The sequence below is a fragment of the Streptomyces sp. NPDC049687 genome (assembly GCF_044465285.1).
Taxonomy (GTDB): Bacteria; Actinomycetota; Actinomycetes; order Streptomycetales; family Streptomycetaceae; genus Streptomyces.
In genome coordinates this window covers 267054-291916 of the sequence record NZ_JBITLN010000010.1, presented here as the reverse complement: position 1 = coordinate 291916, position 24863 = coordinate 267054, and the positions used below count along the sequence as shown (strand labels likewise).

Genomic DNA, 24863 nt, shown 5'->3' with positions numbered 1-24863 from the left:
TGCGGGCAGGAGGCGCCCGGACGCTGAAGGGCGTGGGCGCAGCACAGGGCCCCGGAACCGGCGCAGGGATCCCGGGGCCCAGTCAGGGGGCGGAGGAGGTGAGCCCGCCCGCCCTGCTCAGACGCGGCGCAGTACGGCCACCACCTTGCCGAGGATGGTCGCGTCGTCACCGGGGATCGGCTCGTACGCCGCGTTGTGCGGAAGGAGCCACACATGGCCGTCCTCGCGCTTGAAGCGCTTCACGGTGGCCTCGCCGTCGAGCATGGCGGCCACGATGTCGCCGTTCTCGGCGACGGGCTGGCGGCGGACGGTGACCCAGTCGCCGTCGCAGATCGCGGCCTCGATCATCGAGTCACCGACGACCTTCAGTACGAACAGCTCGCCGTCGCCGACAAGCTGCCTCGGCAGCGGAAAGACGTCCTCGACGGACTCCTCGGCGAGGATCGGCCCACCGGCGGCGATACGACCCACCAGGGGGACGTATGAGGCGGCGGGCTTGCCGGCGGTGTCCGTGGGCTGAACGGAGGCGGCCTGGTCGGAGCCCCTTACCTCGTACGCGCGCGGGCGGTGCGGGTCGCGGCGCAGGAAGCCCTTCCGCTCCAGTGCCATCAACTGATGCGCCACCGAGGAAGTGCTGGACAGACCGACCGCCTGGCCGATCTCCCGCATCGACGGCGGGTAGCCTCGCCGCTGCACGGAGTCCCGGATGACCTCGATCACCCGCCGCTGCCGGTCGGTGAGCCCCGAGCTGTCCGCCCGGATGCCTGGAGGTCGACCCGGCAGGGAGCGCTTGTGCCCCTCGGGATTCACGGCTTCGTTCATCGCATGCACCGGCTCGAGTCGGCCCTGGGAGCGGTCCTGGGCGGTGATGGTGGCACTGTCTGCGGTGGTGGTCACGTCGTCGGCCCCTCTCGATTGTCTCCCTGCTGCACAACGGTAGTTGCTTTCGAAAGGTTGCGCCAAACACACGTTCGAGTGAAAAAGCGTGGATCGCCTGACTTGACCACGTCTCTGGGTGTATGGCTGACGCGCTTTCCGGCGGACCCGAGGGTTCGTTGTTGTACTCTTCACCGCCGGGATCGCCGCCCCTTGCGGGGTGCCGCTCCAGTCTGCCATCCGGCTTCCGGCCAACCGGGTGCTGGGCCCATTCCGTGCGAGAGTCCCACCGGTCCTCCCTGTGGCGCCCACGATATCGCCGTAAGTGCCCTGTCGAAACGGTTGTACACGCGCGCGGGCGGGCGTTTTCGAGCGCTGAAAGTGACCGCGGAATCGCATGGGGTGAGAGGTCCGACTGCGACACGCGATATGGCCTGGGTGTATGAGCCAAGCCCTATATCTAGTGCTTGGATGTCATCAGCAGCCCAGAAGTTGTGGTCCCCCGGGTCTTCGGATGCTCATGGATCGCCTATGCTTGGGGCTGCTTCGAGGGGCCCATGAGGCCTGCGAGGCTATTGAGTCTGCTGTGAGGAGGGTTGGGAGTTCCATGCACTGCCCCTTCTGCAGGCACCCCGACAGCCGTGTCGTCGACAGCCGTACGACGGACGACGGCACGTCGATCCGCAGGCGCCGTCAGTGCCCTGACTGCTCCCGTCGTTTCACCACCGTGGAGACGTGCTCGCTCATGGTGGTGAAGCGGTCCGGAGTGACCGAGCCGTTCAGCCGCACCAAGGTCATCAACGGCGTGCGCAAGGCCTGTCAGGGTCGGCCTGTCACCGAGGACGCTCTCGCCCAGCTCGGCCAACGGGTCGAGGAGGCGGTACGGGCCACCGGAAGCGCCGAGCTGACCACCCATGACGTGGGGCTGGCCATACTCGGCCCGTTGCAGGAACTCGACCTCGTCGCCTATCTGCGATTCGCCTCCGTCTACCGGGCGTTCGATTCGCTCGAGGACTTCGAGGCCGCGATCGCGGAACTCAGGGACCAGAAGGGACCCCCCGCCGCGGACGACGACGACCGCGAAGACGGCCCGGGCGCCGTCGCGGGGGGCCGGGAGAACGACGGCGGGCGCGGCGGGACCGCGCAGGTTCCCCAGCCCGCCCACGCCGCCGACTGAGCCGGCGGACCGGAACCGGGCGGAGACCCCGGATCCGGTCAGGTGGGCGGCGGACCAAGACTTGTTGCGGGCCAGGAGATTGGTGTCCGCAGCACCAGACACAACACCGTGCCACGGGAACATCGTGGCATTTCAGGGCGTTTTTGCCTGTACAGGGAGGCGGCATGACAGAGACGGCGAGCGGTCCGGCACGAGGTTCCCGAGCGAAGGGCGCCAGGATCACCAAGGGCCTGCGTATCGAGCGCATCCACACGACCCCTGGCGTACACCCGTACGACGAGGTGGTCTGGGAGCGCCGTGACGTCGTCATGACCAACTGGCGCGACGGCTCGGTCAACTTCGAGCAGCGTGGCGTCGAGTTCCCCGACTTCTGGTCGGTGAACGCGGTCAACATCGTCACCAGCAAGTACTTCCGCGGTGCCGTCGGCACCCCCCAGCGCGAGGTCAGCCTCAAGCAGCTGATCGACCGCATCGTGAGGACCTATCGGAAGGCCGGCGAGGACCACAAGTACTTCGCCTCGCCCGCCGACGCCGAGATCTTCGAGCACGAGCTGGCCTACGCACTGCTGCACCAGATCTTCAGCTTCAACAGCCCTGTCTGGTTCAACGTCGGCACCCCGCAGCCCCAGCAGGTCTCCGCCTGCTTCATCCTGGCCGTCGACGACTCCATGGAGTCGATCCTCGACTGGTACAAGGAAGAGGGCATGATCTTCAAGGGCGGCTCCGGCGCCGGCCTGAACCTCTCCCGCATCCGTTCCTCCAAGGAACTGCTGTCCTCCGGCGGCAACGCCTCCGGCCCGGTCTCCTTCATGCGTGGCGCCGACGCCTCCGCCGGCACCATCAAGTCCGGTGGCGCCACCCGCCGTGCCGCCAAGATGGTCGTCCTCGACGTGGACCACCCCGACATCGAGGACTTCATCGAGACCAAGGTCAAGGAAGAGGAGAAGATCCGTGTCCTGCGCGACGCGGGCTTCGACATGGACCTGGGCGGTGACGACATCACATCCGTCCAGTACCAGAACGCCAACAACTCGGTCCGTGTGAACGACGAGTTCATGCAGGCCGTCGAGCAGGGCGGCAAGTTCGGCCTGCGCGCCCGCATGACCGGCGAGGTGATCGAGGAGGTCGACGCCAAGGACCTCTTCCGCAAGATCGCCGAGGCCGCCTGGGCCTGCGCCGACCCCGGCATCCAGTACGACGGTGTCATCAACAACTGGCACACCTGCCCCGAGTCGGGCCGGATCACCGCGTCGAACCCGTGCAGCGAGTACATGCACCTGGACAACACGTCCTGCAACCTCGCCTCGCTGAACCTGATGAAGTTCCTCAAGGACGACAGCAAGGGCAACCAGTCCTTCGAGGCAGACCGCTTCCAGAAGGTCGTCGAGCTCGTCATCACCGCGATGGACATCTCCATCTGCTTCGCCGACTTCCCGACCCAGAAGATCGGTGAGAACACGCGCGCGTTCCGTCAGCTCGGCATCGGCTACGCCAACCTCGGCGCCCTGCTGATGGCCACCGGCCACGCGTACGACTCAGACGGTGGCCGCGCCCTGGCCGGCGCCATCACCTCCCTGATGACCGGCACGGCCTACCGCCGCTCCGCCGAGCTGGCCTCGGTCGTCGGCCCGTACGACGGCTACGCCCGCAACGCCGACGCCCACAACCGCGTCATGAAGCAGCACGCCGACGCCAACGGCACGGCCGTCCGCATGGACGACCTGGACACTCCCGTCTGGGCCGCCGCCACCGAGGCCTGGCAGGACGTGCTGCGCCTCGGCGAGAAGAACGGTTTCCGTAACGCGCAGGCGTCCGTGCTCGCCCCGACCGGCACCATCGGCCTCGCGATGTCCTGCGACACCACCGGTGTCGAGCCCGACCTCGCCCTGGTCAAGTTCAAGAAGCTGGTCGGCGGCGGTTCGATGCAGATCGTCAACGGCACCGTCCCGCAGGCCCTGCGCCGCCTGGGCTACCAGGAGGAGCAGATCGAGGCGATCGTCGCCCACATCGCCGACAACGGCAACGTGATCGACGCCCCCGGCCTCAAGCACGAGCACTACGAGGTGTTCGACTGCGCCATGGGCGAGCGCGCCATCTCCCCGATGGGCCACGTCCGCATGATGGCGGCGATCCAGCCCTGGATCTCCGGCGCCATCTCCAAGACGGTCAACATGCCGGAGACGGCGACCGTCGAGGAGGTCGAGGAGATCTACTTCGAGGCCTGGAAGCTCGGCGTCAAGGCGCTCGCGATCTACCGCGACAACTGCAAGGTCGGCCAGCCCCTCTCCGCCAAGACCAAGGAGAAGGAGAAGGCCGAGATCACCGAGAAGGCCGAGGACACGATCCGTACCGCGGTCGAGAAGGTCGTCGAGTACCGTCCGGTCCGCAAGCGTCTCCCCAAGGGCCGTCCCGGCATCACGACCTCGTTCACGGTCGGTGGCGCCGAGGGCTACATGACCGCCAACTCCTACCCGGACGACGGTCTCGGCGAGGTCTTCCTGAAGATGTCGAAGCAGGGTTCGACCCTCGCGGGCATGATGGACGCGTTCTCGATCGCGGTCTCCGTCGGCCTCCAGTACGGCGTTCCGCTGGAGACGTACGTCTCGAAGTTCACCAACATGCGCTTCGAGCCGGCCGGCATGACGGACGACCCGGACGTGCGGATGGCGCAGTCGATCGTCGACTACATCTTCCGCCGCCTGGCCCTCGACTTCCTGCCCTTCGAGACCCGCTCCGCGCTCGGCATCCACTCTGCCGAGGAGCGCCAGCGCCACCTGGAGACCGGTTCGTACGAGCCGACCGAGGAGGACGTCGACGTCGAGGGCCTGGCACAGTCGGCCCCGCGACCGACGGACCTCAAGGCCGTCGCCGCCCCGAAGACCGGCGTCGAGGTGGCCAAGCCCGCCCCGCAGCAGGCCCACACCAGCGCCGAGCTGGTGGAGATGCAGCTGGGCATCCAGGCCGACGCCCCGCTGTGCTTCTCCTGCGGTACGAAGATGCAGCGGGCCGGTTCCTGCTACATCTGCGAGGGCTGCGGCTCGACCAGCGGCTGCAGCTGATCCCAGCCGCGCCTGCCAGGTCGGATTGATCCGACATGGGGCGGTGGAGCCGGTCTCCGGCTTCACCGCCCTCGGCGTTTCTCAGGACGCGCGCAGTCGGCCCATCACACCGGTGAACGCCACCGGGTCGTCCTCGAACCCCTCGACACCCGAGTGGAAGGACCACCCGTCGGACGTCTCGCGCACGAACTCCGCGATCTTCGCAGCCGTCGCCCCGAGCACACCGCCGAAGTCGTCCTCCTCCAGGACGGTGTAGCCCTCCCGTATCCGGAAGGCGGGGTTGAGGACGCTGACGAAGGTCCGGTGCGCGGGTTGCTGCTGGATGACGACACCGACGACCACGCGCGCGTACCGCGCGTCCAGCCGGTCGAGCTCGAGCGTCATGACCTCGTCCCAGCCGAAGCCCTTGCCGTCCTTGCTGTCCCGGTTGAGATAAATCGTGCCGTCGGGCGAGCGGCTGTCGAAGTGCACCACATAGGCGGGCGCCCCGTGCGGATCGCTCGCGAGGTAGGTCGCGGCCACGATGTCCAGATCGGTGGGCGGCTGCCCCGCCGGACTCGGGTCCCACTTCAGCGCCATCTCGATCTTGCGGATCCCCTTGTTGATGCCGCTCACGGACTTCCCTCCCCGTTCACCATCTGTCCTCGCCCCGAACTGCCCGAACACCAGGGTCGGTTGTCCATCCTGCCACGCGCGCGTGGCCGTCGGCATGACTGGTCTGCGCCAGAGAGTGACCGGCGCCACGCCCGGTGGCCTTACGATGGCGCGGTGCTGGTCAAGTGGATTCGCTGCACCGTGGTGGACCGCCGCGGTTTCGAGCGGGGGCAGCGAAAGTGGGCGGGGCTTCTGGGGGAGCCGGGATTCCGGGGACAGGGCGGGGGCTGGAGCAGGGGACGGCCCTCCGTCGCGCATGTCTTCGCCTTCTGGGAGAGCCGTGCCTTCTACGACTCCTTCATGGCGCGTTCCCACGACCGGCTCGCCGCGGCCCAGTCGGGCACGTTCAAGGACGCCCAGGTGCGCCTGTTCGACTACCGCTTCGACGTGAAAACCGGTTTCGAGCCCCGTTTCACCGACGCCGACCTACTGCGGGTGGCCCTGTGCCGGGTCCACGAGGAGCGCGCGGAGCACTTCACGCTGATGCAGGAGAAGGTGTGGAACCCCGCCATGGCCGGCTCGCCCGGTATGATCCGCGGACTGTTCGCCGAGGCACCAGGTCACGAGTTCCTGGTCCTGTCGATGTGGCGTTCCGAGGCCGAGCACGGAAAATACCGCACGGAACGCGTGGAGCGGCTCGCGCTGCGCGCCCAGACGGAGGCGGACATCTCCGCCCTCACCGGGGACATCGTGGAACTCGAGACGACCTGGACGGTTTGACTTGAGCCCCGCGGCCCCGGCCTGTTGATCGTGTGCCGGCGGGTGCCTTCCGGTGCGGAATCCGTGTGACCTACGCCGTATGGGCGCCGTACGAGTATTCGATCTGCCGCAAACCGATCTAGGGTTTTGGCATGGCACGACCACGGCGCATCGTCCTTGTCCGGCACGGGGAGTCAACGGGCAATGTTGATGACACCGTCTACGAACGTGAACCCGATCATGCACTGGCCCTCACCGAGCGGGGCCGGCGGCAGGCCGAGGAGACCGGGAAGCGGCTGCGGGAGGTGTTCGGCCGGGAGCGGGTCAGCGTGTACGTCAGCCCCTATCGGCGCACCCACGAGACCCTCCGGGCCTTCCACCTCGAACCCGACGTCATCCGGGTGCGTGAGGAGCCGCGACTGCGCGAGCAGGACTGGGGGAACTGGCAGGACCGTGACGACGTACGGCTGCAGAAGGCCTACCGGGACGCCTACGGCCACTTCTTCTACCGCTTCGCGCAGGGCGAGAGCGGAGCCGATGTGTACGACCGGGTCGGCGGCTTCCTGGAGAGCCTGTTCCGCAGCTTCGAGGCCCCCGACCATCCGCCGAACGTACTCATCGTGACCCACGGCCTCGCCATGCGCCTGTTCTGCATGCGTTGGTTCCACTGGACGGTCGCCGAATTCGAGTCGCTGTCGAATCCGGGGAACGCCGAGATGCGCATGCTCGTTCTCGGGGACGACGGCAAGTACACGCTTGACCGGCCCTTCGACCGCTGGCGAGATCCGGAGCCCTACGGCATCACCGGATAGGCGGCACAGGCACAGCCTTGGTCTTGAGGTATTGCGGCGATCCCCTTGGATTCCCGGGGACTTGGCGGTTCGTCGGGGCGACATCGGCCGCCGGCCGTGACGGACCACGCCCTAGTGCTCTGACCGGGAAGGTTCGCCGGGTTGGCTGTTCCGGCGGTTGGCTGTGCGGTGACGTCCGTCCGACTGTTGGGGGTGTGGTGGCTGATCCTGTCCGTGTGCGCAGGTTGACCGACCAGGAGGGGCAGAAGCTGCAGCAGATCGTGCGCCGGGGCAGCACCAGTTCGGTGCGGTACAGGCGCGCGATGATGCGTCTGGCCTCGGCCGGCGGAAACCGGGTGCCGGTGATCGCGCAACTGGTGCAGGCCGACGAGGACAGCGTCCGCGACGTGATCCACCGGTTCAACGAGATCGGCCTGGCCTGCCTGGACCCGGGCGGACGACAAGTCGCAGCGTGATCAGTCGCTGACCTTCACTGTCGCGTACTCCTGCACGCCGAGCCCGGCCAGCACGGAGCGAACCCGTTCCAGTGCCGCCGGCGTAGGCGGGCGGAGCCCACAGTCCGCCAGGTGCGGGAGCAGGGGGGGGGAGCCGTCGAGCGAGGAGAGGGCCCACACCGGAGGCTCTCGTGATAGGCGAGGAGCCGGCGTAAGCCCAGGGGCCGTCGGCGTCGGTGAACCGGTGCATCATCTCCCGTCCCGGCGAGTGCTCGGGCACCGAGCTGGACGCAGAGTCCCGGGAAATTCAGCACCACTTCAGAAGACGTCGCGGTCCTGGGACTCGGACGGGACCAGCAGATCCGTTTCGGTGGTGATGGATCCTGTGGTGGGAATTAGAGTGGCGGAACGATGACCGCCGATTCCTGTTTCGACGGGCGCCTGCAGCGCGCCCTCACCAGTCTGCGCGGCCTCGCGGTGGGTGACGCGCTGGGTTCACAGTTCTTCGTGCCGGCGAACTATCCGCTGCTGAAGCGCCGCGAGTTGCCCCCCGGCCCCTGGCAGTGGACCGACGACACGGAGATGGCCTGCTCCGTCGTCACCGTCCTCGCCACCCACCACCGCATCGACCAGGACGCCCTGGCCCGCTCCTTCGCGGAGCACCACGACTTCGACCGCGGCTACGGCCCCGCGGTCAACCGGCTGCTGAGACTGATCAGGGAAGGCGGCGACTGGCGCGAACTGTCGGCCAACCTGTTCAACGGGCAGGGGTCCTGGGGCAACGGCGCCGCGATGCGGATCGCCCCGCTGGGCGCCTGGTACGCGGACGACCCCGAGCAGGCGACCCACCAGGCGGAGATCTCCGCCTACCCCACCCACCAGCACCGGGAGGCTGTGGTCGGGGCCATGGCCGTCGCCGCGGCCGCGGCGTTGGCCGGCGCACCCGACGGCCCGCCCAGCGCCGACGCCCTGCTGGACGGCGTCATCGCCCTGGTGCCGAAGAGCGCCGTGGGCGCAGGCCTGCGGCGTGCCCGCGACATGCTCGACTACGGCGACGCGGCGACCGTCGCGGCCGTGCTGGGCTGCGGACGGCGTACGTCGGCCCATGACACCGTTCCCTTCGCGCTCTGGTCGGCCGCTCGCGCTCTCGGCGGCTACGAGGAGGCGTTCTGGACGACCGCACAGGTCGGCGGGGATGTCGACACCAACTGCGCCATCGTGGGCGGAGTCCTGGCCTCCGGGAAGGCCGGGTCGCCTCCGGCCGCGTGGGCGGACCAGGTGGAGGCGTTGCCGGCGTGGATGGCCGGGGCCAGGTGACTGGGGGCTGCGGCGTCCTTGCGCTCGCTGCCTTCTGAAGCGGGAGTGTCGCGTTGAGCCCCGGTGGAGTGCCGACCACCGGATACTCTTCGTGATCGACGGGAACTCTGCGTAACCGATCAGCGTTGTTCGGGTATCCGCTGTGCGATGTGCGCGTGGGCGCGTGGGCGCGGGCGGGTGACGGAGATCGACGCAGGGGGGTCGTCATGCGGTTCGTCTTGTCCGTGCTGTCGGCAGCGGTGCGGGCAGTGCCGACAGTTCTCGCCGTACGGGTGGTGCCGTCCGGCTGGGTGCGGATGGCCGAGTCGGCGTGCCGGCCGGTTGGTCTCGGCGCGGATCCCGGCCATCCGCGCTCTTCAGCCGGCCATGGGACCCGCCGTCCCGGCGAGGGCGTCCAGATCGCTCTTGCGAACCCGGATCACGAACAGGGCCGTGAGCAGGGCGAGGGCGGCCATCGCGGCGGCCGGCACGAAGGCCGTGGAGATGCCCTGGGCGAGGACGTCGTGGCTCCAAGGGGCGGGCAGCTGGTGCGTCTTGGCGAACTCGGCCTTCTGCTCGGCCGAACCGTCCGTCAGGAACTTCGGCATCTGCTTCTCCGCCTCGTCCTTGCTGGCCGAGCCGAAGACGGTGGTCAGGATGGCCAGTCCGAGCGAACCTCCCACCTGTTGAGTGGCATTGAGCAGACCGGACGCGGCGCCCGCCTCGTGCGGGGCGACGCCGGAGACCGCGGTGACCGTGACCGTCACGAAGTTCAGGCCCATACCGAAGCCGAACACCAGCATCGGGCCGAGCACGCCGCCCGCGTAGGAGCTGTCAGGGCTGATGAGGGTCTGCCAGGACAGGCCGACCACCACCAGTGTGGACCCCGCGAGCATGAAGGGCTTGGGTCCCAGGACGGGCAGGAAGCGCTGCGACAGACCGGCGCCGACCCCGATCGCGGCGGTGACGGGCAGGAAGGCGAGACCGGCCTTGATGGGGCTGTAGTCCAGCACGTTCTGTACGAAGAGGACGATGTAGAAGAACATGCCGAACATCGCCGCGGCCAGGCTCAGCATGATCACGTACGTGCCGGAGCGGTTGCGGTCGGCGAACATCTTCAGCGGGGTGATCGGCTCCTTGGCCCGCATCTCCGTGAACACGAAGGCGATCAGCAGGACCAGGGCGGCGGCGAACGCCCCGAGCGTCAGGCCGTCCCGCCAGCCTTCCTCGGCGGCCCGGATGAACGCGTAGACCAGAGATGCCATGCCCGCCGTCGAGGTCACGGCGCCCGCGATGTCGAAGCGTCCGGGGTGCCGTTCGGACTCGCTGATGTAGAGCGGTGCGAGGGCGGCGATGAGCACGCCGATGGGCACGTTGACGAACAGCACCCAGCGCCAGTCGAGCCATTCCGTGAGCATGCCGCCCGCGAGCAGACCGATGGCGCCGCCTCCCGCGGAGACGGCGGCGAAGACGCCGAAGGCCCGGTTGCGTTCCGGGCCTTCGGGAAACGTGGTGGTGATGAGCGCCAGGGAGGTGGGCGACGCTATGGCGCCTCCCATGCCCTGCAGGGCCCGGGCCGCCAGCAGCTGCCAGGGCTCCTGGGCCAGCCCGCCCAGCAGCGAGGCGAAGGTGAAGAGCAGGATGCCGGTCATGAACGCCCGGCGTCGGCCCAGGATGTCACCTGCCCGGGCGCCGAGCAGCAGCAGACCGCCGAAGGTGAGTGTGTAGGCGCTGACCACCCAGGTGAGGTCGGTGGTGCTGAACTTGAGCGCGTCTTGAATGTGCGGGAGTGCGATGTTCACAATCGTCGCGTCGAGTACCACCATGAGTTGGCAGGCGGCGATCACGGTGAGTGCGATGCCGGGATGCCCCTCACGGCGGGCCGCACCTGGCTTCTGATTTTGAATCAACTGAGAGGTTGTCACTATGGGTCCCCCACGACTGCGTTAGTGAACGCTCGCGTTCACTGTCGCGACAACGGTAGTGAGTCTCCTGTAGTGAACGCAAGCGTTCACTTTCCGGGCTGCGTGTCGGCACGTCCCCCGCTGTTGCCGCGCGGTGCCTCGCTCCTCCCCGAACTCCCCGCTTCCTCTGCTCGCTGGAGACACTCAGATGGTTACTTCGCGCTGGACGGCCGCCCCCGCCCGGGCGGCCTCCCCTCGTCGGCGCGGCGCCGTACTCGAACGCGCGATTCTCGATGCTGCGCTGGATCAGTTGGGCACCGTCGGTTGGAACGGCCTCACGATGGAGGGCGTCGCTGCCGGAGCCCAGACCGGAAAGGCAGCCGTCTACCGCCGCTGGCCGTCCAAGGAGGACCTCGTCGCGGACGCCCTCTGTGCCGGACTGCCCCGGCTGGACGCGGCTCCCGACCTCGGCAGTGTGCGCGAGGACCTGGTGGCGCTCTGCCGTGAGGCGCGCGACGCGATGTTCTCCCGCCCCGGCCTCGCACTGCGATCGATCATTCACGAATGCGATCCGATTCAGGTGGAGCGATTCCATACCCTGATCGTGGGCGGGGTCGTGGAGCCGACGGTGCGACTGCTGCATGAGGTCATCGCCCGTGGAATCGAGCGAGGGGAGGTGCGATCCGGGGCGGCGAACAGTTACGTGTTCGATGCCATTCCGGCCATGATGATGTACCGAACCAAGATGTGCGCAAGCGAATGGAACGATCGGGATCTCGAAGAGATGATCGACCAGTTCATGCTGCCGTTGCTGCGGCCGGACGCCTCCTGACGGCGGCCGGGGCGGGGTTGCCGGCGGCCGGTGGGCGGTCGTGCGAGGCCGGGGTGTCGCGAGGGGATCTCGGCGGCGTACGCTAAGGGCGCCATGCCGTACGAACCCCCCACCCACACCGTCGAGCGCTCACTCCGCGCCACGACCGGAGCGAAGGTCATTGCCGGTGTCGACGAGGTGGGCCGCGGTGCGTGGGCCGGTCCCGTCACCGTCTGCGCGGCCGTCACCGGACTGCGTCGCCCACCCGTAGGTCTCACCGACTCGAAGTTGCTCACGCTGAAGCGGCGCACCGAGCTGGCCGAGGTGCTCCGAACGTGGGTGACGTCTTACGCGCTGGGGCACGCCTCTCCCGAGGAGATCGATGACCGGGGGATGACCGCCGCCCTACGGCTCGCCGCCGGGCGGGCGCTGGAGGCGCTGCCGGTCCGCCCCGACGCCGTGATACTCGACGGGAAGCACGACTACCTCGGCGCCCCGTGGAGGGTCCGCACGGTGATCAAGGGAGACCGTTCGTGCGTGGCGGTCGCGGCGGCCTCGGTGATCGCCAAGGTTCAGCGCGACAAAATGATGGCCGAACTGGGTCTCGACCATGCAGACTTCGGTTTTGCGGACAATGCCGGGTATCCGTCGCCCGTGCACAGGGCCGCGCTGGAGGAGCGGGGCCCCACCCCGTACCACCGGTTGTCGTGGGCGTATCTTGATGCGCTGCCCCAGTGGCGGCATCTCAAGAAGGCCCGCAGTTGGGCGGACGGAAGCGTTCCGGAGATCGAGGGTCAGCTCGGCTTCGACTTCTGACGATTCCGCTCGCACTGATGTGCCACCCGCTGGCGCGAGCCGCACCAACGTTTGATAAATAACAGCTCATGCCTCTCATTCCCGAGGAGCCTCAGATTCACGAGAGTGCCCAGGGTCCCCGCGCCACTCCGGCCAGCGGCCGCACAGCGCCGACCCCTCGACCCGTACCCGGCCCCCGTCCCGCGGCTCCGTCGCGTCCCGGTCGTCCCGGCCCCCTCCGGCCCGCGCCGCCGGTGCAGCACGCCCCGCGTGACGTCGCCCCCAAGCCCGGGCCCTCGGCCCCGGCCGCTCCCACACCCGCCCAGGCGACTCCCCAGCTCCAGTTGATCCCGGCCTCGGCCGAGGGCGCACTGGACGCCGCTGAGGAGGCCGTGGACCTGCTCCTGGACTCGGGGCGCGCCCCGGGGGACATCCTGGTGGTCACCACCGGCGAGCAGCACCCCTGGACCGCCCATGAACTGTCCTTCGGCGAGGCGTCCTACTGGGCGCAGCACGACGCCGGGGACGACGTCTTCTACGCCGATGCCGCCGCCGCGGACCGGGCAGCCCTGCGCCCCGTCGTCGTGGTCGCGGTCAACGGCGGTCCGGACAGTGCCGCCGCCACCCTGCCCTTGGCCCGTGCTCGGGCCGGCGCCCTGCTGATCGTCTGCGGCGACCCGCAGCAGATCAACGCGGTGCTGGGCGCGGGCGTCTGAGCCGACCCCGGTAAGCCAGGAGCCCCCGGGCGCCTGGAGGTGTCGCGGCTGCGGCACCTCCACGGTGTGTTTCCGTGTGCGCGGACGACGGACGTATCGGCATGCGTGCATCAGCGTGCCCGGAATCCGGCCTACCGGCGCCGGCCGCCCCGCCGTTCCCCAGGAGTCGGCGTCGGACAGCCCGCCCCGCGCGGCTCCGGGGCAGCCGACGGCCGGGGGACGCGAGGTGCTGCTCCGTGCCAGGGGGCGGGCCCGCTCGACGGGCGGGTGAGCAGCCACGAGCACGAGCGCCCTCGTCCGGCGGCGCAGAGCTCCGAACAAAAGCGGAGTCCGGCTCGCGGCGTCTGGCACGCACGCTCGCCGCGTTGCCGAAAGCCCCTAGCAGTTCCGCTACGAGGGGCTTCCGGCGCCTTGCGATCGCACGCACCGGACGCCGCGAGCTGATCGGACTCCACTTTTGCTCGGAGCTCTTACCCCACCCATGGCGCATGTCCGTATCGTCGCGGGCGGTCCAGTGCCAACGCGACGATGCGCGTCATCCCTGGAGGCCCACACACCCGCTGTTCAGGTCTTGGACTCGGCTGTCTGACTGCCGTAAGGCGCGACGAGCTCGCCGAGCCGACTCCGGGGCCGCCGACCTCGTTCAGCGGGCGGCCGCGCGACGAAGAACCTCCGAGACGGCGCCGCCGGTCCGCGGCAGCGGCGGCGGGGCCTCGGACAGGCCGAAGGGCTCCGGGGCGGAATCCGTGTTCGGGCGACGACCCCCGCGTCCCTCCCCGAGCACCTGCCAGCCGTCCCGGGTCAGCGTGATGTATGCCCCGCAGCGCAGTCCGTGCAGCGTGCAGGCGTCACGCAGGCCCCACATCCACGCCCCGTCCTCCTCCGTCCAACGCGCGTCGCCCTCACGGCAGTAGAGCAGCACCGCGGTCCGTACCGGTGTGCGCCGCCGCAGGTCGTGCGGTATGACCCGGCGCAGTTGGGCGAGCAGCGCGTTGCGGAACATCCAGCCGTCGGCCGGTGCCTGGCGCCGGGTGAACGACGCGCTGGCCCGCACCCGTTCGTCCTGATCGAGCACGGCCACGATCGCGGTGGCCGGCCCGGGCCGGTGCCGTGAGTGCAGCCCGCTGACCACTTCGCGCGGGTTGCGCAGCAGAGGGATGCCGGCCGCGGACCATTCCGCGGGCTCGAGCAAGCGGCTGGCGGAAGCGGCGGACGTGGACGACGACAACGATGCTGCCGAAGACGGAGCGAATCCGAAGGTCACGATCCTCCCTTCGGCTACGGCCCACACTGCGGGCGGGTCGGATTCGGGGGAGCGCACGCCGCAGCAAAGCCCAACCGGACTACGGGCGGGCCGTGCGGGGAGCGGACCTCAATTCTTCCTGTCGAACTTGGATGCGGCAACGAGCAATTGGGGCCACCGACCGTTATAGGGCGGTGTGTGTCATATATCCCTACCCAGTGATGCATGGGCGGACGCGCGGGTCGGCGGTACGCGCCCCCTCCGCACCGTGTCTGTGATCGGCCTTGTACAGGCAGTACCAGAGGGGAGCGTCCACGAGGAGGGCCGGGCCTGAGTGCAGCTGCCAGGCGAGTGGATCAGGCGCGGCCGCCCCGCCCCCTGTTCGCCCGTCGGATCGCGCGGCGACGTCACTGGCGGGCTGTTCGTGCTCCAGCCGTCACACAGAGTGAGGTGGCCTGGTGTCCGTGCGATCGGGTTGCATGGGGGTATGGACGACCTGGAGTTCCGCGCTGAAGCCGATGCCATCCTTGCCGAGCTCGTCGGCGCCCCTGGCGGTCCGGCGCGACTGCGGGAGGACCAGTGGCAGGCGGTGGCGGCTCTGGTGAAGGAGCGTCGGCGTGCCCTGGTGGTGCAGCGCACCGGCTGGGGCAAGTCGGCGGTGTACTTCGTCGCCACCGCTCTGCTGCGCCGCCGCGGCTCCGGCCCGACGGTGATCGTCTCTCCGCTGCTGGCGCTGATGCGCAACCAGGTCGAGTCGGCGGCGCGAGCGGGTATCCGGGCCCGCACGATCAACTCGGCCAATCCGGAGGAATGGGACACCATCCACGAGGAGGTCGAGCGCGGCGAGACCGACGTCCTCCTCGTCAGCCCGGAACGCCTCAACGCTGTCGACTTTCGCGAACAGGTGCTGCCCGAACTCGCGGCCACGACCGGTCTGCTGGTGGTCGACGAGGCGCACTGCATCTCCGACTGGGGCCACGACTTCCGCCCGGACTACCGCCGACTGCGGGCGATGCTGGCCGAACTGTCGGCCGGTGTGCCGGTGCTGGCTACCACGGCGACGGCCAACGCGCGGGTGACCGCCGATGTGGCCGAGCAGTTGGGTACGGGGGCCGGTGAGGCTCTGGTGCTGCGCGGCCCGCTGGAGAGGGAGAGCCTGAGGCTGGGGGTGGTCCAACTGCCGGACGCCGCGCACCGCCTGGCCTGGCTCGCCGAGCACCTGGACGAGCTGCCGGGTTCGGGGATCATCTACACCCTCACCGTCGCCGCAGCGGAGGAGGCCACCGCCTTCCTGCGGCAGCGCGGCTTCAAGGTGGCCCCCTACACAGGGCGCACGGAGAACGCGGACCGACTGCAGGCCGAGGTCGACCTGCAGGAGAACCGGGTCAAGGCGCTCGTGGCGACCTCCGCGTTGGGCATGGGCTTCGACAAGCCGGACTTGGGCTTCGTGGTCCATCTCGGTTCACCGTCCTCGCCGATCGCCTACTACCAGCAAGTCGGCCGTGCGGGACGCGGTGTCGATCATGCGGATGTGCTGCTGCTGCCGGGCCGGGAGGACGAAGCCATCTGGCGTTACTTCGCCGACACCGCCTTCCCGCCCGAGACGCAGGTCCGGCAGACCCTTTCGGCCCTCGCCGGGGCGGGACGTCCGCTGTCCGTGCCGGCCCTCGAGGCCGTGGTGGATCTTCGGCGTACCCGTCTGGAGACGATGCTGAAGGTGCTCGATGTCGACGGGGCGGTCAAGCGGGTGAAGGGAGGCTGGATCTCCACCGGCGAACCGTGGGTCTACGACTCCGACCGGTACGCCCGGGTCGCTCGGCAGCGGGCGGCCGAGCAGCAGGCGATGCGTGACTACGTGAGCACGTCCCATTGCCGGATGGAGTTCCTGAGGCGGCAGCTGGACGACGAGGGGGCGATGCCGTGCGGCCGTTGCGACAACTGTGTCGGCGCCTGGGTCGATTCCTCCGTGTCGGCGGAGACGCTGACAGGGGCGGTGAAGGAACTGGACCGCCCGGGCGTGGAGGTCGAGCCCCGCCGGATGTGGCCGACCGGGATGCCGGCACTGGGTATCAACCTCAAGGGCCGTATCCCGGCCGGTGAGCAGTGCTCCACCGGGCGCGCCCTGGGGCGGCTCTCGGACATCGGCTGGGGCAATCGGCTGCGCCCCCTGCTGGCGGAGAACGCGCCCGACGGTCCGGTTCCCGACGACGTGCTGCGAGCCGCGGTGGCGGTCCTCGCCGACTGGGCGCGTTCCCCGGGCGGCTGGGCGGCGAACACCCCGGACGCCTCCGCGCGGCCGGTGGGAGTCGTAGCCGTCCCGTCCTTGACCCGCCCGCAACTCGTCGATTCCCTCGCCCAGGGAATCGCGAGCATCGGCCGTCTCCCCTTCCTGGGCGCCCTGACGTATACCGGGCCGAGCGGTGCGCACGCGGCACGGCGCAGCAACTCCGCCCAACGCCTCAGGGCACTGTCCGGCGCCTTCACCGTCTCCGAGGATCTCGCCACTGCCCTCACCCGCTCTCCCGGCCCCGTCCTGCTCGTGGACGACTACACCGAATCCGGCTGGACCCTCGCAGTCTCCGCCCGCCTGCTCCGCCAGGCAGGAAGCGAACGGGTACTTCCCCTGGTCCTGGCCGCGGCAGGCTGAGTCGCCCCGGTCCGGGGCGGGAAAACCGACTGGGACTGGGCAGCGACGCCGCGGCGCGCTGCTGCGTGCCTCCCATGCAACAGGAGGGCACTGACAAACGGGGTCCGGTCAGTATCCGTCCCTCCTTGCTTGACGTGTCCCTGGTCGGACTTATCCACAGGTCAAAGCGGAACCTTGTGATCCGCGAGATCGTCGGCGCATGACGAATCACAGCGAAGCGACCGGCTCCTCCGAAAACGGCGACATCCCGGGACGCGACGAGCTCGGCGCACCCGCGTCCCACGACGGCCACCACGCCCCCGGCGCCCCGACGGCCCGCGGCGAGGCGCCCGAGTACGGCGCCGCGACGGCGTACAGCGATGCGTCAGCCTACGGTGGTGACCACCCGTACGACGCACCCATGGCGTACATCAGCCACACCCCGTACGACGCGAACACCGCGTACGGCGCGGACTCCGCCGCCCATCAGGTCACTCTGCGCACCCCGGGCGAACTCGCCGACGCCCTGCCCTACCTGCTCGGATACCGGCCGGAGGACAGCATCGTCCTGGTCGCCCTGAGCGACCGGGACGGGCGGGGCCGGTTCGGCGGCCGGGCCAGGCTCGGGCTTCCCGCGCACCCCGACGACTGGGCTGCCGTAGCCCGGCAGCTGGCGGAGGGCCTCGTGAAGGGAAGCGAACGCCGAGGCACCCGCCCCGCGCAGATGGTGGCCTACCTCTGCCAGGACCCGGCGAAGGGCGAGACCGGTCGCCAAGTCATGGAACGACTGCGGCCGCTGGCCCAATCCCTCCGCCTCGCCTGCGGAAAGCTCGACGCCCCGGTCATCGAGGCGCTGTGCATCTCCGACGGACGTTTCTGGTCGTACTGCTGCGCACGCCCCGGCTGCTGCCCGGCCGAAGGGACGCCCATGGGGCTGCCCGGCACCTCCGTGCTGGCCGCGGCCGCGACCTATGCCGGAATCCAGGTCCGGGGTACTTTGCGCGAGCTTCGGGCCCGGCTGCAGCCCCTGGAGACGGGCGTCGTACTGGCGCAGGAAGTGGCTCTGGACACCGCCAGTATGGCGCTGGTCCCGAGGATCACCGACGAGACCGGCCGCGCCGTGGTCGCGGAGGAGACGGTCGCACTGGCCGACCGGGCCATGCGGCGCTTCGCCGAGGCACCCGTCGTGTCCGGCACCGTCCTCGCCGACCGCCGGGACGACGAACTGCTCGGATGCGACGAAGCCGCGGCTCTCATCCTCGGCCTGCAGGACCGTGTGACGCGCGACCGCGCGGCGGAGTGGATGGAGGGCGAGGAGGCGGCGCCCGCACTGCGCCTCTGGCGGGCGTTGGCCCGCCGCTGTGTGGGTCCCTACGGCGAACACGCGGCGGCCCCGCTCACCCTCGCCGGCTGGGTCGCCTGGTCCAGCGGCGACGAACTCGAGGCCCGGGAGGCCCTCGCCATGGCCCTCGGCGCGGACCCCGGCTATCTCTTCGCCCGCCTCCTGCACCAGGCCTGCAACGAGGGTCTCGACCCGGAGTCGGTACGCCGCTGCCTGCGGGCCGAACGCGAGGCACGTGAGGCCCGCAAGGAAGGCGAGGGGCGCGCGGAATCCGAGCCGCACAGGCGGAGGGCGCACGACCCCGCCGGCTCCTCAGGCGGCACCGACGTCTCGGACGCCATGCCGAAACACGCGCCGACGTCCGGCGGCCGGCCGCGCCGCCCCCGTCCCACCACGCGACCCGCCGCCGCAAGCCGGGGCGGATCACGCCCGCGCACCACCGGGAAGCCCTTTCCACGGAACCGCACCCACTCCGAAGCAGTGCGGCCCGACGGCGACGACGTCCACGGCACGGAGTGAAACGCCCGGCCCCACCGCCATTCGGTGGGGCCGTCCCTGAAGGGCGTGACCTGGGGGAGACACGCCCCGTTCACCTGAGTGGCGGAACACCTGCACGGGTCGTGCCGCCACAGCGCACCCGCACCGCCGGAGCCCCTCACCCGGCCTCGACCCGTCCGAGGCGTACAGAGAGCAGAGGAAGTCACCGCATGCACCAGCCGACTCCGCCCTCCGCTGCCGACGAACGCACCAGCCTCGAAGGAGGAGCCGCGGCACCCTCCACGCCGACGGCACCGCGACGCTCCGGAGACCTGCCGCCCGCCCACACGGCGATGATCTGCGTCGCCCTGCCGGGCCTCGCCATCTCGACCGACCAGGGACAACTCACCGGGCGCGGACTGGAGGGCTTCTACCGCGCGGGCCGACGCATTCTGTCGCGCTGCCAGGTGCGAGTGGCCGGACGCGAACCGCTCGTGGTGCAGGCGCGGATGGCCTCCGCCGACCAGGCACGCTTCACCGGCACCCTGCGCGTCACACCGCACGGCGGCCCGGACCCGGACGTCGTCGTCGAGCGGACCCGCAGCGCGGACGGCACGGAACGGATCACGGTGCGCAGCGCCACCGCGCGGCCGCTGCGCCTCCCGGTCGAGGTGGCCCTCGGTGCGGACCTGGCCGACATCGGGGCGATCGCGTCCGGCGCCGTGGGCCCCGAACTGCCCGCCAGCGTCCGTGACTGCGGCCTGCGCTGGTCGTCCCCGGTGGGAACCTCGTGTGTGACCGCCGACCCACCGCCCGCCGACGCGATCGCCTCCGCGGGACTGCTGCGCTGGGACTTCGACCTGGCCCCCGGAGGCAGCGTCTGCGTGGAACTCAAGGTGCGCCTGGAGGGTACGGGGCCGGTCCGGGCCGTGGGCCGAGCGGCCACGAGCCCCCTGGCACCCGCCCGCGCGACGAGTGACGACCCACGCGTCCCGGCCCTCCTGGCCACAAGCATCGAGGATCTCCAGGCCCTGCTGGTGCGCGACCCCGCCCATCCCGCCGACACCCACCTCGCGGCGGGGGCACCGTGGCGCTGCGGCCTGTCCCCGGCCGAAGCGCTCTCCGCGGCCCGCATGACCCTGCCCCTCGGCACCCGGCTCGCCGCGGGCACGTTGCGCACCCTCGCCCGCACCCAGGTCTCACAGCGGGGACCGCGGTACGGCATGATCCCCGGTCCGCGGCGGGACGCGGGCCCCCACCTGCCGCCGGGCTGCACAGGGGCCGAGGCCACCCTGCTCTTCCCGGTCCTCCTCGCCGAGGCCCGCCGCTGGGGGCTGTCCGAGCAGGACACCGAGGAACTCCTGCCGACCGCCGAGCGCTGCCTGACCTGGCTGCGGGCCGCCGTGGGGGAGGGGACCTACCTGCGTGACCCTCAGTCCGGAGGGCCCGTCCGCTGCCAGACCCAGGCCCACGCCCATCGGGCGGCACTGATCGGCGCCGATCTGCTCGACGCCTGCGGCAGACCGGGCCCCGAGGAGTTGCGGGAGTGGGCACGGAGACTGCGCGCCGTCTTCCGGAGGGATTTCTGGCTCGACGACCTGGGTGGCGGCCGGCCCTCGGCCGCTCTCACTCCCGAAGGGCGGCCGGTGCCCCACCTCGGCGCGACAGCGGTCCACCTCCTCGACACCGGCCTGCTGGGAGGCGGTGCGTCGGCCCCCGGTCTGCTCGACAAAGTGCAGACCGAATGCCTGGCCCGACTGCTCGGCAGCCCCGCCATGGACTCGGGATGGGGAGTGCGGGGCCTGGGCGCGAAGGAGGCCGGTTACAACCCCTTCGGCCATCGCAGCGGCGCCGTACGGGTCCATGAGACGGCGATCGCCGTCGCGGGCCTCGCGGCCGCCGGTTTCGACAAGGAAGCCGGGGCGCTGCTGCACGGCGCACTGGCGGCGGCCGAGGCCTTCGGACACCGCCTTCCGGAGATGTACGCCGGGGAGCAGCGCACCGCAGGAAGTGCTCCCCTGCCCCATCCGGCCGCCTGCCGCCCCGCCGCCACCTCGGCCGCTGCGGGGGTCCTGTTGGTGACCGCTCCGGCCGGCATCCGGCCCGACGCACCGGCCGGGACGATCACCTTGCGCCCGCTGCGCAGCGCACCTCTGGGCGAGATCGGCCTGACCGGCCTGAGGGTCGCGGGCGGCCCCTTCTCCGTACGGGTCAGCCGGCTCGGCCTCGCCCTGGTGGAGGAAGCGGTCGACGGACTCCAATTGGGAGTGTGACCTCGTATGACGTGGAACCTGCCGGGGGCCGGGGCCGCCCGGTGGCCACGGTGCCGAACCGCAGTGGATCAGCCACCGATGCGTCCGGCGAAGGGTGTGTTTATCGTCAGGAAGACGACTATGATCGCCGCATGCCCTACGACCCGTCAGCGTTTCCGCCCTTCGCCGTCACAGTGGACCTGGTCGTGCTGACCGTGCGCCGCCACGCCCTGTGCGCGTTGGCGGTGCGCCGGGGCGAGTCGCCGTTCCAGGGGCGGTGGGCGCTCCCCGGCGGCTTCGTGCGGGCAGACGAGGATCTATCCCAGGCCGCGGCGCGGGAGCTGGCCGAGGAGACCGGACTGCGCGCCCACGATCCCGATACCCCGGCCCAGGACAACGGCGCCCATCTGGAACAGCTCGCCACGTACGGTGATCCCAAGCGGGACCCCAGGATGCGCGTCGTCAGCGTCGCCCATCTCGCGCTTGCCCCCGACCTGCCCGCGCCGCGAGCGGGTGGCGACGCCAGCAACGCGCGCTGGGCGCCGGTCGAGGAACTGCTGCAACAGGGCGGCTACGGCCGTGACGGCGAACCCGTCGCGCCTCTCGCCTTCGACCACGCCCAGATCCTCGCTGACGGGGTCGAACGCGCCCGCTCCAAGATCGAGTACTCCTCCCTGGCGACCGCGTTCTGCCCCACCGAGTTCACGGTCGGCGAGCTGCGCCGGGTCTATGAGGCGGTGTGGGGCGTGGCCCTCGATCCGCGCAACTTCCACCGCAAGGTGACGGGCACGCCCGGCTTCCTGGTCCCCACCGGCGGCACCACCACACGTCAGGGCGGGCGTCCAGCCCAGCTCTTCCGCGCCGGCGGTGCGACGCTGCTCAACCCGCCGATGCTGCGGCCCGAGGTGTGACGCCTCGCCACCGCAACTGCCCGACCCGCTCAGGGGAGTCGTATCCCGGGTGAGGTGAAGCGGGGCCGGATGGGTCGATCACGCCTGCGTCGTCGCCGTGCTGTGCCCGGTAAAACCGGATATAGCACGCTATCTTGCTACAGGTGATCCAGGCCTTCGGACTGACCAGTGACTCCCGCAAGGAGCTTCCGCCCGCCGTCGACGACGTCTCCTTCGAGGCGCGTGCGGGCAGCGTCACCGTGCTGCTCGGAGCGCCGGGCGCGGGCAAGAGCACGGCGCTGAGACTCATGCTCGAACTCCAACAGGGCCGTGGCCTCACCTACTTCAGAGGCCGCCCCCTGCACCGCATCGCCCACCCCTCCCGTGAGGTCGGCGTTCTCCTGGGCGATGTGCCGGGGCACCCGGCCCGTACCGTCCGCGGTCATCTGCGCATGCTGTGCGCGGCCGCCGGCGTCCCCGTCCGGCGCGCCGACGAAGTTCTGGAGGTGGTCGGGCTGGTCAGCCTGCGGGACGAGCGTCTCGGCACCCTCTCCCTCGGTATGGACCGGCGGCTCGGTCTGGCCTGCGCCCTCCTCGCGGACCCGCACACCCTCGTCCTCGACGAGCCGACAAAGGGGCTCAACGGCCGCGAAAACCGTTGGCTGCACGGCATGCTGCGCGCACACGCGGCCCACGGCGGCACGGTTCTCATGACCACGGCCAACCCAAAGGAGGCCGCCCACACCGCAGACCGGGTCGTCACCCTGGACAAGGGCAGACTCGTCGCCGATCAGGAGGCCGCCGACTTCGCCCGTACCCGGCTGCGCCCCCGCGTGGCCGTCCGCAGCCCGCACGCCACCCGCCTGGCCGCCCTGCTCACCAGAGAAGCCCGCACCGGACAACGCTCCGTCGAGGTCGTCCAGGAGGACGGCAACCGGCTCTGCGTGTACGGCAGTACATGCGCCGAGGTCGGCGAGACCGCGTTCCGGCACGGCATTCTCGTCCATCAACTCGCCGACGAGACGGGCGACATGGGGCCGGGAGCAGGAGCGGGGACCGGGGCTCCGTGGCAGACAGGGCCCGAGCGAAGCCCGGAGCCGGTCCCCTTGGCCGGGGCCGGGGAGCCGGGCCAGGCCGGCGTTCCCGAGCCACGTCCCTCGTGCCCGGACGACGGCGAGACCGCACCGGCGGAGAGCGATGTCCCGACGGACACGACTTCTGCCGTCACGGCCCCCACGAGGGACGATTCACCACGGCTTGCCCGCACGCCATGCCCACCGGTCGAGCCCGCCTCTTCCGGCGGGCCGCGGCTTTCCGACAGCCTGAACCTTTCCGATGGCCTGCAGCTTTCCGGCGGGCAGCACCTCGCCGAAGGTGAGCCGCCTGCCGAAGACGCGCCGGCCCCCGACTTCGAGTCGGCCCACGACGGCGCCCCGGCCGCCGAAGACACCCGCCCCGAGCCCGCGACGACGGCCGACGACGGCGCCTCCGACGACGCCATGGCCCTTGCGCCCACGCACCAGGACTCCACGACCCTCGAGCCCACGACAGCCACAGTCCCGCAGCCCCCGACCACCATTCCCCTCGGGCACGCGGCGCTTGAGCCCGCCGCCGAGGAGTCCGAGCCTCCGACCGAGTCGCTTCCTCGCCGTGACGCGCTGAGCTTCGCCGAACCGCCGCACCCGGCCCGGCCCCTTCCTCCGTCGCTGACCGCGGGCGAGCAACTGACCTTCCCAGAGCCGGTCGCCGCACCCGACGGCGTCCCCACAGACGACCTTCAGCCGTCGGCGGCCTCACACATCCCCACCTCGGCCGACAACTCCCTCCGCTGCTCCGCGTCCCGCACCCCCGACGCCCTGTCCGCCCTTCCACCCCCCATCTCCGTCCGCTCCGCCCCCAGCCCGCTCCGCCCCCTCCGCTACGAACTCCGCCGCGCCGCCGGAATCAGCACCGGCTTCGTCACCGGCGCCGCCGTACTCCTCTCCTCCGCCCTCATCGCCGTACTCCTGGCTCGTATGGGGCACACCTCGCAGGCGCGGTTGCTGGCCGCGTGGCCCGTGGAGCTGCCGCTGCCGCCGGCGGCCCTCGGCGCGGGACTGCTCGGTGCGCTGGCCTTCGGGGACGAGTTCCGCCACCCCGCGCTGGCCGTGGACCGTGGCACCGTGCCCCGCAGGCTGGGGCTGCTCGGCGCCAAGCTCCTCGTCGCCGGGCTCACCGCACTGATGCTGGCCTTCCTCACGGTGGGCTGCGACGCAGAAGTGCTCTATCTCCTCCACGGACGGGAGTTCGCGAAGGTTCCCGCGGACTGGCTCGCGCTGAGCACGAGTTGGCTGGCGCTCGTGGTCGGCTGCGCCTGGGCCGGCGTCCTGGCGGCGGGCGTCTTCCGGTCGACCACGGCCGGACTCGCGGCCGTGCTCGCCGTACCAGTCCTCGTCGTACCGGTCGCACAAAGGGCCGGGCAGAGCGGGTCCGTGCGGACCGCCACCGGGTTCTCGCTGCGGTTGCGCGAGGTGCTGCTCGTCCAGTGGCCCTTCGGGGGAGAGCGTTATCTGTTCGCCGCGGCCCGCGTGATCGCCCAACCCGTCGGCGGAGCACTGGCGTTGTCGCTGGCCACCCTGATGTGCGCGTATCTGCTCACGGCCCTGCGGGGCAGGGTCCGGTGATCACCGTGTGTATCCATTCTGTCGTGGCGTGTGCGCAACTCCCCCGAGAAAGCCCATTTCTTTCCGATAAGGCGTCAATTGCGACGGCGTGAGCGATCACCCTTTCGTGTGCTTTTCACCAAAGACCTCAAGGGAGT

General features: G+C 70.4%; 17 protein-coding genes and 1 pseudogene. 14 read left to right on the top strand and 4 right to left on the bottom strand.

The genetic code is table 11. The features are described from left to right. Positions 1-117: 117 nt before the first annotated feature. Positions 118-897, bottom strand: a complete 780-nt coding sequence (gene lexA / locus ACIBVL_RS29745; protein WP_059198553.1) for a transcriptional repressor LexA — start codon at positions 895-897, stop codon at positions 118-120. A gap of 586 nt (positions 898-1483) precedes the next feature. Between lexA and nrdR the strand changes: the two genes are divergently transcribed. Together nrdR and ACIBVL_RS29735 are read left to right on the top strand one after the other, a co-directional pair. Beyond that, positions 1484-2053, top strand: a complete 570-nt coding sequence (gene nrdR / locus ACIBVL_RS29740; RefSeq protein WP_399101716.1) for a transcriptional regulator NrdR — start codon at positions 1484-1486, stop codon at positions 2051-2053. A 164-nt stretch (positions 2054-2217) separates the two neighbouring features. Next, positions 2218-5112 (top strand): vitamin B12-dependent ribonucleotide reductase, encoded by a 2895-nt coding sequence (locus tag ACIBVL_RS29735; protein WP_399101714.1) that lies wholly within the window; start codon positions 2218-2220, stop codon positions 5110-5112. An 81-nt stretch (positions 5113-5193) separates the two neighbouring features. On the opposite strand, the gene ACIBVL_RS29730 is transcribed toward ACIBVL_RS29735, so the two are convergent. Further along, positions 5194-5727 (bottom strand): TerD family protein, encoded by a 534-nt coding sequence (locus ACIBVL_RS29730; protein ID WP_399101712.1) that lies wholly within the window; start codon positions 5725-5727, stop codon positions 5194-5196. A gap of 153 nt (positions 5728-5880) precedes the next feature. On the opposite strand from ACIBVL_RS29730, the gene ACIBVL_RS29725 reads away from it, so the two are divergent. From ACIBVL_RS29725 to ACIBVL_RS29710, 4 genes and pseudogenes are all read left to right on the top strand, one after another. Then, on the top strand, positions 5881-6486 hold the full coding sequence (locus tag ACIBVL_RS29725; RefSeq protein ID WP_399101710.1) for a YdbC family protein: 606 nt from the start codon (positions 5881-5883) through the stop codon (positions 6484-6486). 131 nt (positions 6487-6617) lie between these two features. Next, a complete protein-coding gene (locus ACIBVL_RS29720; protein ID WP_399101708.1) occupies positions 6618-7277 on the top strand; it encodes a histidine phosphatase family protein in 660 nt (219 codons plus the stop codon). A 197-nt stretch (positions 7278-7474) separates the two neighbouring features. Next, a pseudogene (locus tag ACIBVL_RS29715) lies at positions 7475-7717 on the top strand (helix-turn-helix domain-containing protein); the annotation flags it as partial. A gap of 405 nt (positions 7718-8122) precedes the next feature. Continuing rightward, positions 8123-9028, top strand: a complete 906-nt coding sequence (locus ACIBVL_RS29710; RefSeq protein WP_399101706.1) for an ADP-ribosylglycohydrolase family protein — start codon at positions 8123-8125, stop codon at positions 9026-9028. Positions 9029-9384: 356 nt separating this feature from the next. Here ACIBVL_RS29710 and ACIBVL_RS29705 read toward each other — a convergent pair whose 3' ends face one another. Further along, positions 9385-10932 (bottom strand): MFS transporter, encoded by a 1548-nt coding sequence (locus tag ACIBVL_RS29705; RefSeq protein WP_399101703.1) that lies wholly within the window; start codon positions 10930-10932, stop codon positions 9385-9387. Between the two features lie 187 nt (positions 10933-11119). On the opposite strand from ACIBVL_RS29705, the gene ACIBVL_RS29700 reads away from it, so the two are divergent. The 3 genes from ACIBVL_RS29700 (at position 11120) to ACIBVL_RS29690 (ending at position 13233) form a co-directional block, all read left to right on the top strand. Beyond that, positions 11120-11743, top strand: coding sequence for a TetR/AcrR family transcriptional regulator (locus tag ACIBVL_RS29700; RefSeq protein WP_399101701.1), 624 nt, complete (start codon positions 11120-11122; stop codon positions 11741-11743). Positions 11744-11836: 93 nt separating this feature from the next. Further along, the gene (locus ACIBVL_RS29695) at positions 11837-12538 is read left to right on the top strand and encodes a ribonuclease HII (protein ID WP_399101698.1); all 702 of its coding nucleotides are present in this window, start codon (positions 11837-11839) and stop codon (positions 12536-12538) included. Between the two features lie 68 nt (positions 12539-12606). Further along, positions 12607-13233, top strand: coding sequence for a hypothetical protein (locus tag ACIBVL_RS29690; protein WP_399101696.1), 627 nt, complete (start codon positions 12607-12609; stop codon positions 13231-13233). 643 nt (positions 13234-13876) lie between these two features. Here ACIBVL_RS29690 and ACIBVL_RS29685 read toward each other — a convergent pair. After that, positions 13877-14497 (bottom strand): hypothetical protein, encoded by a 621-nt coding sequence (locus ACIBVL_RS29685; protein ID WP_399101694.1) that lies wholly within the window; start codon positions 14495-14497, stop codon positions 13877-13879. 466 nt (positions 14498-14963) lie between these two features. Here ACIBVL_RS29685 and ACIBVL_RS29680 point away from each other — a divergent pair, with 466 nt between their 5' ends. The 5 genes from ACIBVL_RS29680 to ACIBVL_RS29660 all read left to right on the top strand — a co-directional run bounded on the left by ACIBVL_RS29680 (position 14964) and on the right by ACIBVL_RS29660 (position 24726). Continuing rightward, a complete protein-coding gene (locus ACIBVL_RS29680) occupies positions 14964-17123 on the top strand; it encodes a DEAD/DEAH box helicase (protein WP_399101692.1) in 2160 nt (719 codons plus the stop codon). 199 nt (positions 17124-17322) lie between these two features. Continuing rightward, on the top strand, positions 17323-18963 hold the full coding sequence (locus ACIBVL_RS29675) for a DUF4192 domain-containing protein (protein ID WP_399101690.1): 1641 nt from the start codon (positions 17323-17325) through the stop codon (positions 18961-18963). A 311-nt stretch (positions 18964-19274) separates the two neighbouring features. Beyond that, positions 19275-21194, top strand: coding sequence for a glycogen debranching N-terminal domain-containing protein (locus ACIBVL_RS29670; RefSeq protein ID WP_399101834.1), 1920 nt, complete (start codon positions 19275-19277; stop codon positions 21192-21194). A gap of 131 nt (positions 21195-21325) precedes the next feature. Continuing rightward, the gene (locus tag ACIBVL_RS29665) at positions 21326-22084 is read left to right on the top strand and encodes an NUDIX domain-containing protein (protein WP_399101688.1); all 759 of its coding nucleotides are present in this window, start codon (positions 21326-21328) and stop codon (positions 22082-22084) included. A 143-nt stretch (positions 22085-22227) separates the two neighbouring features. Continuing rightward, a complete protein-coding gene (locus ACIBVL_RS29660) occupies positions 22228-24726 on the top strand; it encodes an ATP-binding cassette domain-containing protein (RefSeq protein ID WP_399101686.1) in 2499 nt (832 codons plus the stop codon). Positions 24727-24863: the final 137 nt, after the last annotated feature.

Coding starts and splice junctions, on each gene's coding strand:
- nrdR (WP_399101716.1), top strand. CDS start 1,484: ATGCACTGCCCCTTCTGCAGGCACCCCGACAGCCGTGTCGTCGACAGC.
- ACIBVL_RS29735 (WP_399101714.1), top strand. CDS start 2,218: ATGACAGAGACGGCGAGCGGTCCGGCACGAGGTTCCCGAGCGAAGGGC.
- ACIBVL_RS29720 (WP_399101708.1), top strand. CDS start 6,618: ATGGCACGACCACGGCGCATCGTCCTTGTCCGGCACGGGGAGTCAACG.
- ACIBVL_RS29710 (WP_399101706.1), top strand. CDS start 8,123: ATGACCGCCGATTCCTGTTTCGACGGGCGCCTGCAGCGCGCCCTCACC.
- ACIBVL_RS29700 (WP_399101701.1), top strand. CDS start 11,120: ATGGTTACTTCGCGCTGGACGGCCGCCCCCGCCCGGGCGGCCTCCCCT.
- ACIBVL_RS29695 (WP_399101698.1), top strand. CDS start 11,837: ATGCCGTACGAACCCCCCACCCACACCGTCGAGCGCTCACTCCGCGCC.
- ACIBVL_RS29690 (WP_399101696.1), top strand. CDS start 12,607: ATGCCTCTCATTCCCGAGGAGCCTCAGATTCACGAGAGTGCCCAGGGT.
- ACIBVL_RS29680 (WP_399101692.1), top strand. CDS start 14,964: ATGGACGACCTGGAGTTCCGCGCTGAAGCCGATGCCATCCTTGCCGAG.
- ACIBVL_RS29675 (WP_399101690.1), top strand. CDS start 17,323: ATGACGAATCACAGCGAAGCGACCGGCTCCTCCGAAAACGGCGACATC.
- ACIBVL_RS29670 (WP_399101834.1), top strand. CDS start 19,275: ATGATCTGCGTCGCCCTGCCGGGCCTCGCCATCTCGACCGACCAGGGA.
- ACIBVL_RS29665 (WP_399101688.1), top strand. CDS start 21,326: ATGCCCTACGACCCGTCAGCGTTTCCGCCCTTCGCCGTCACAGTGGAC.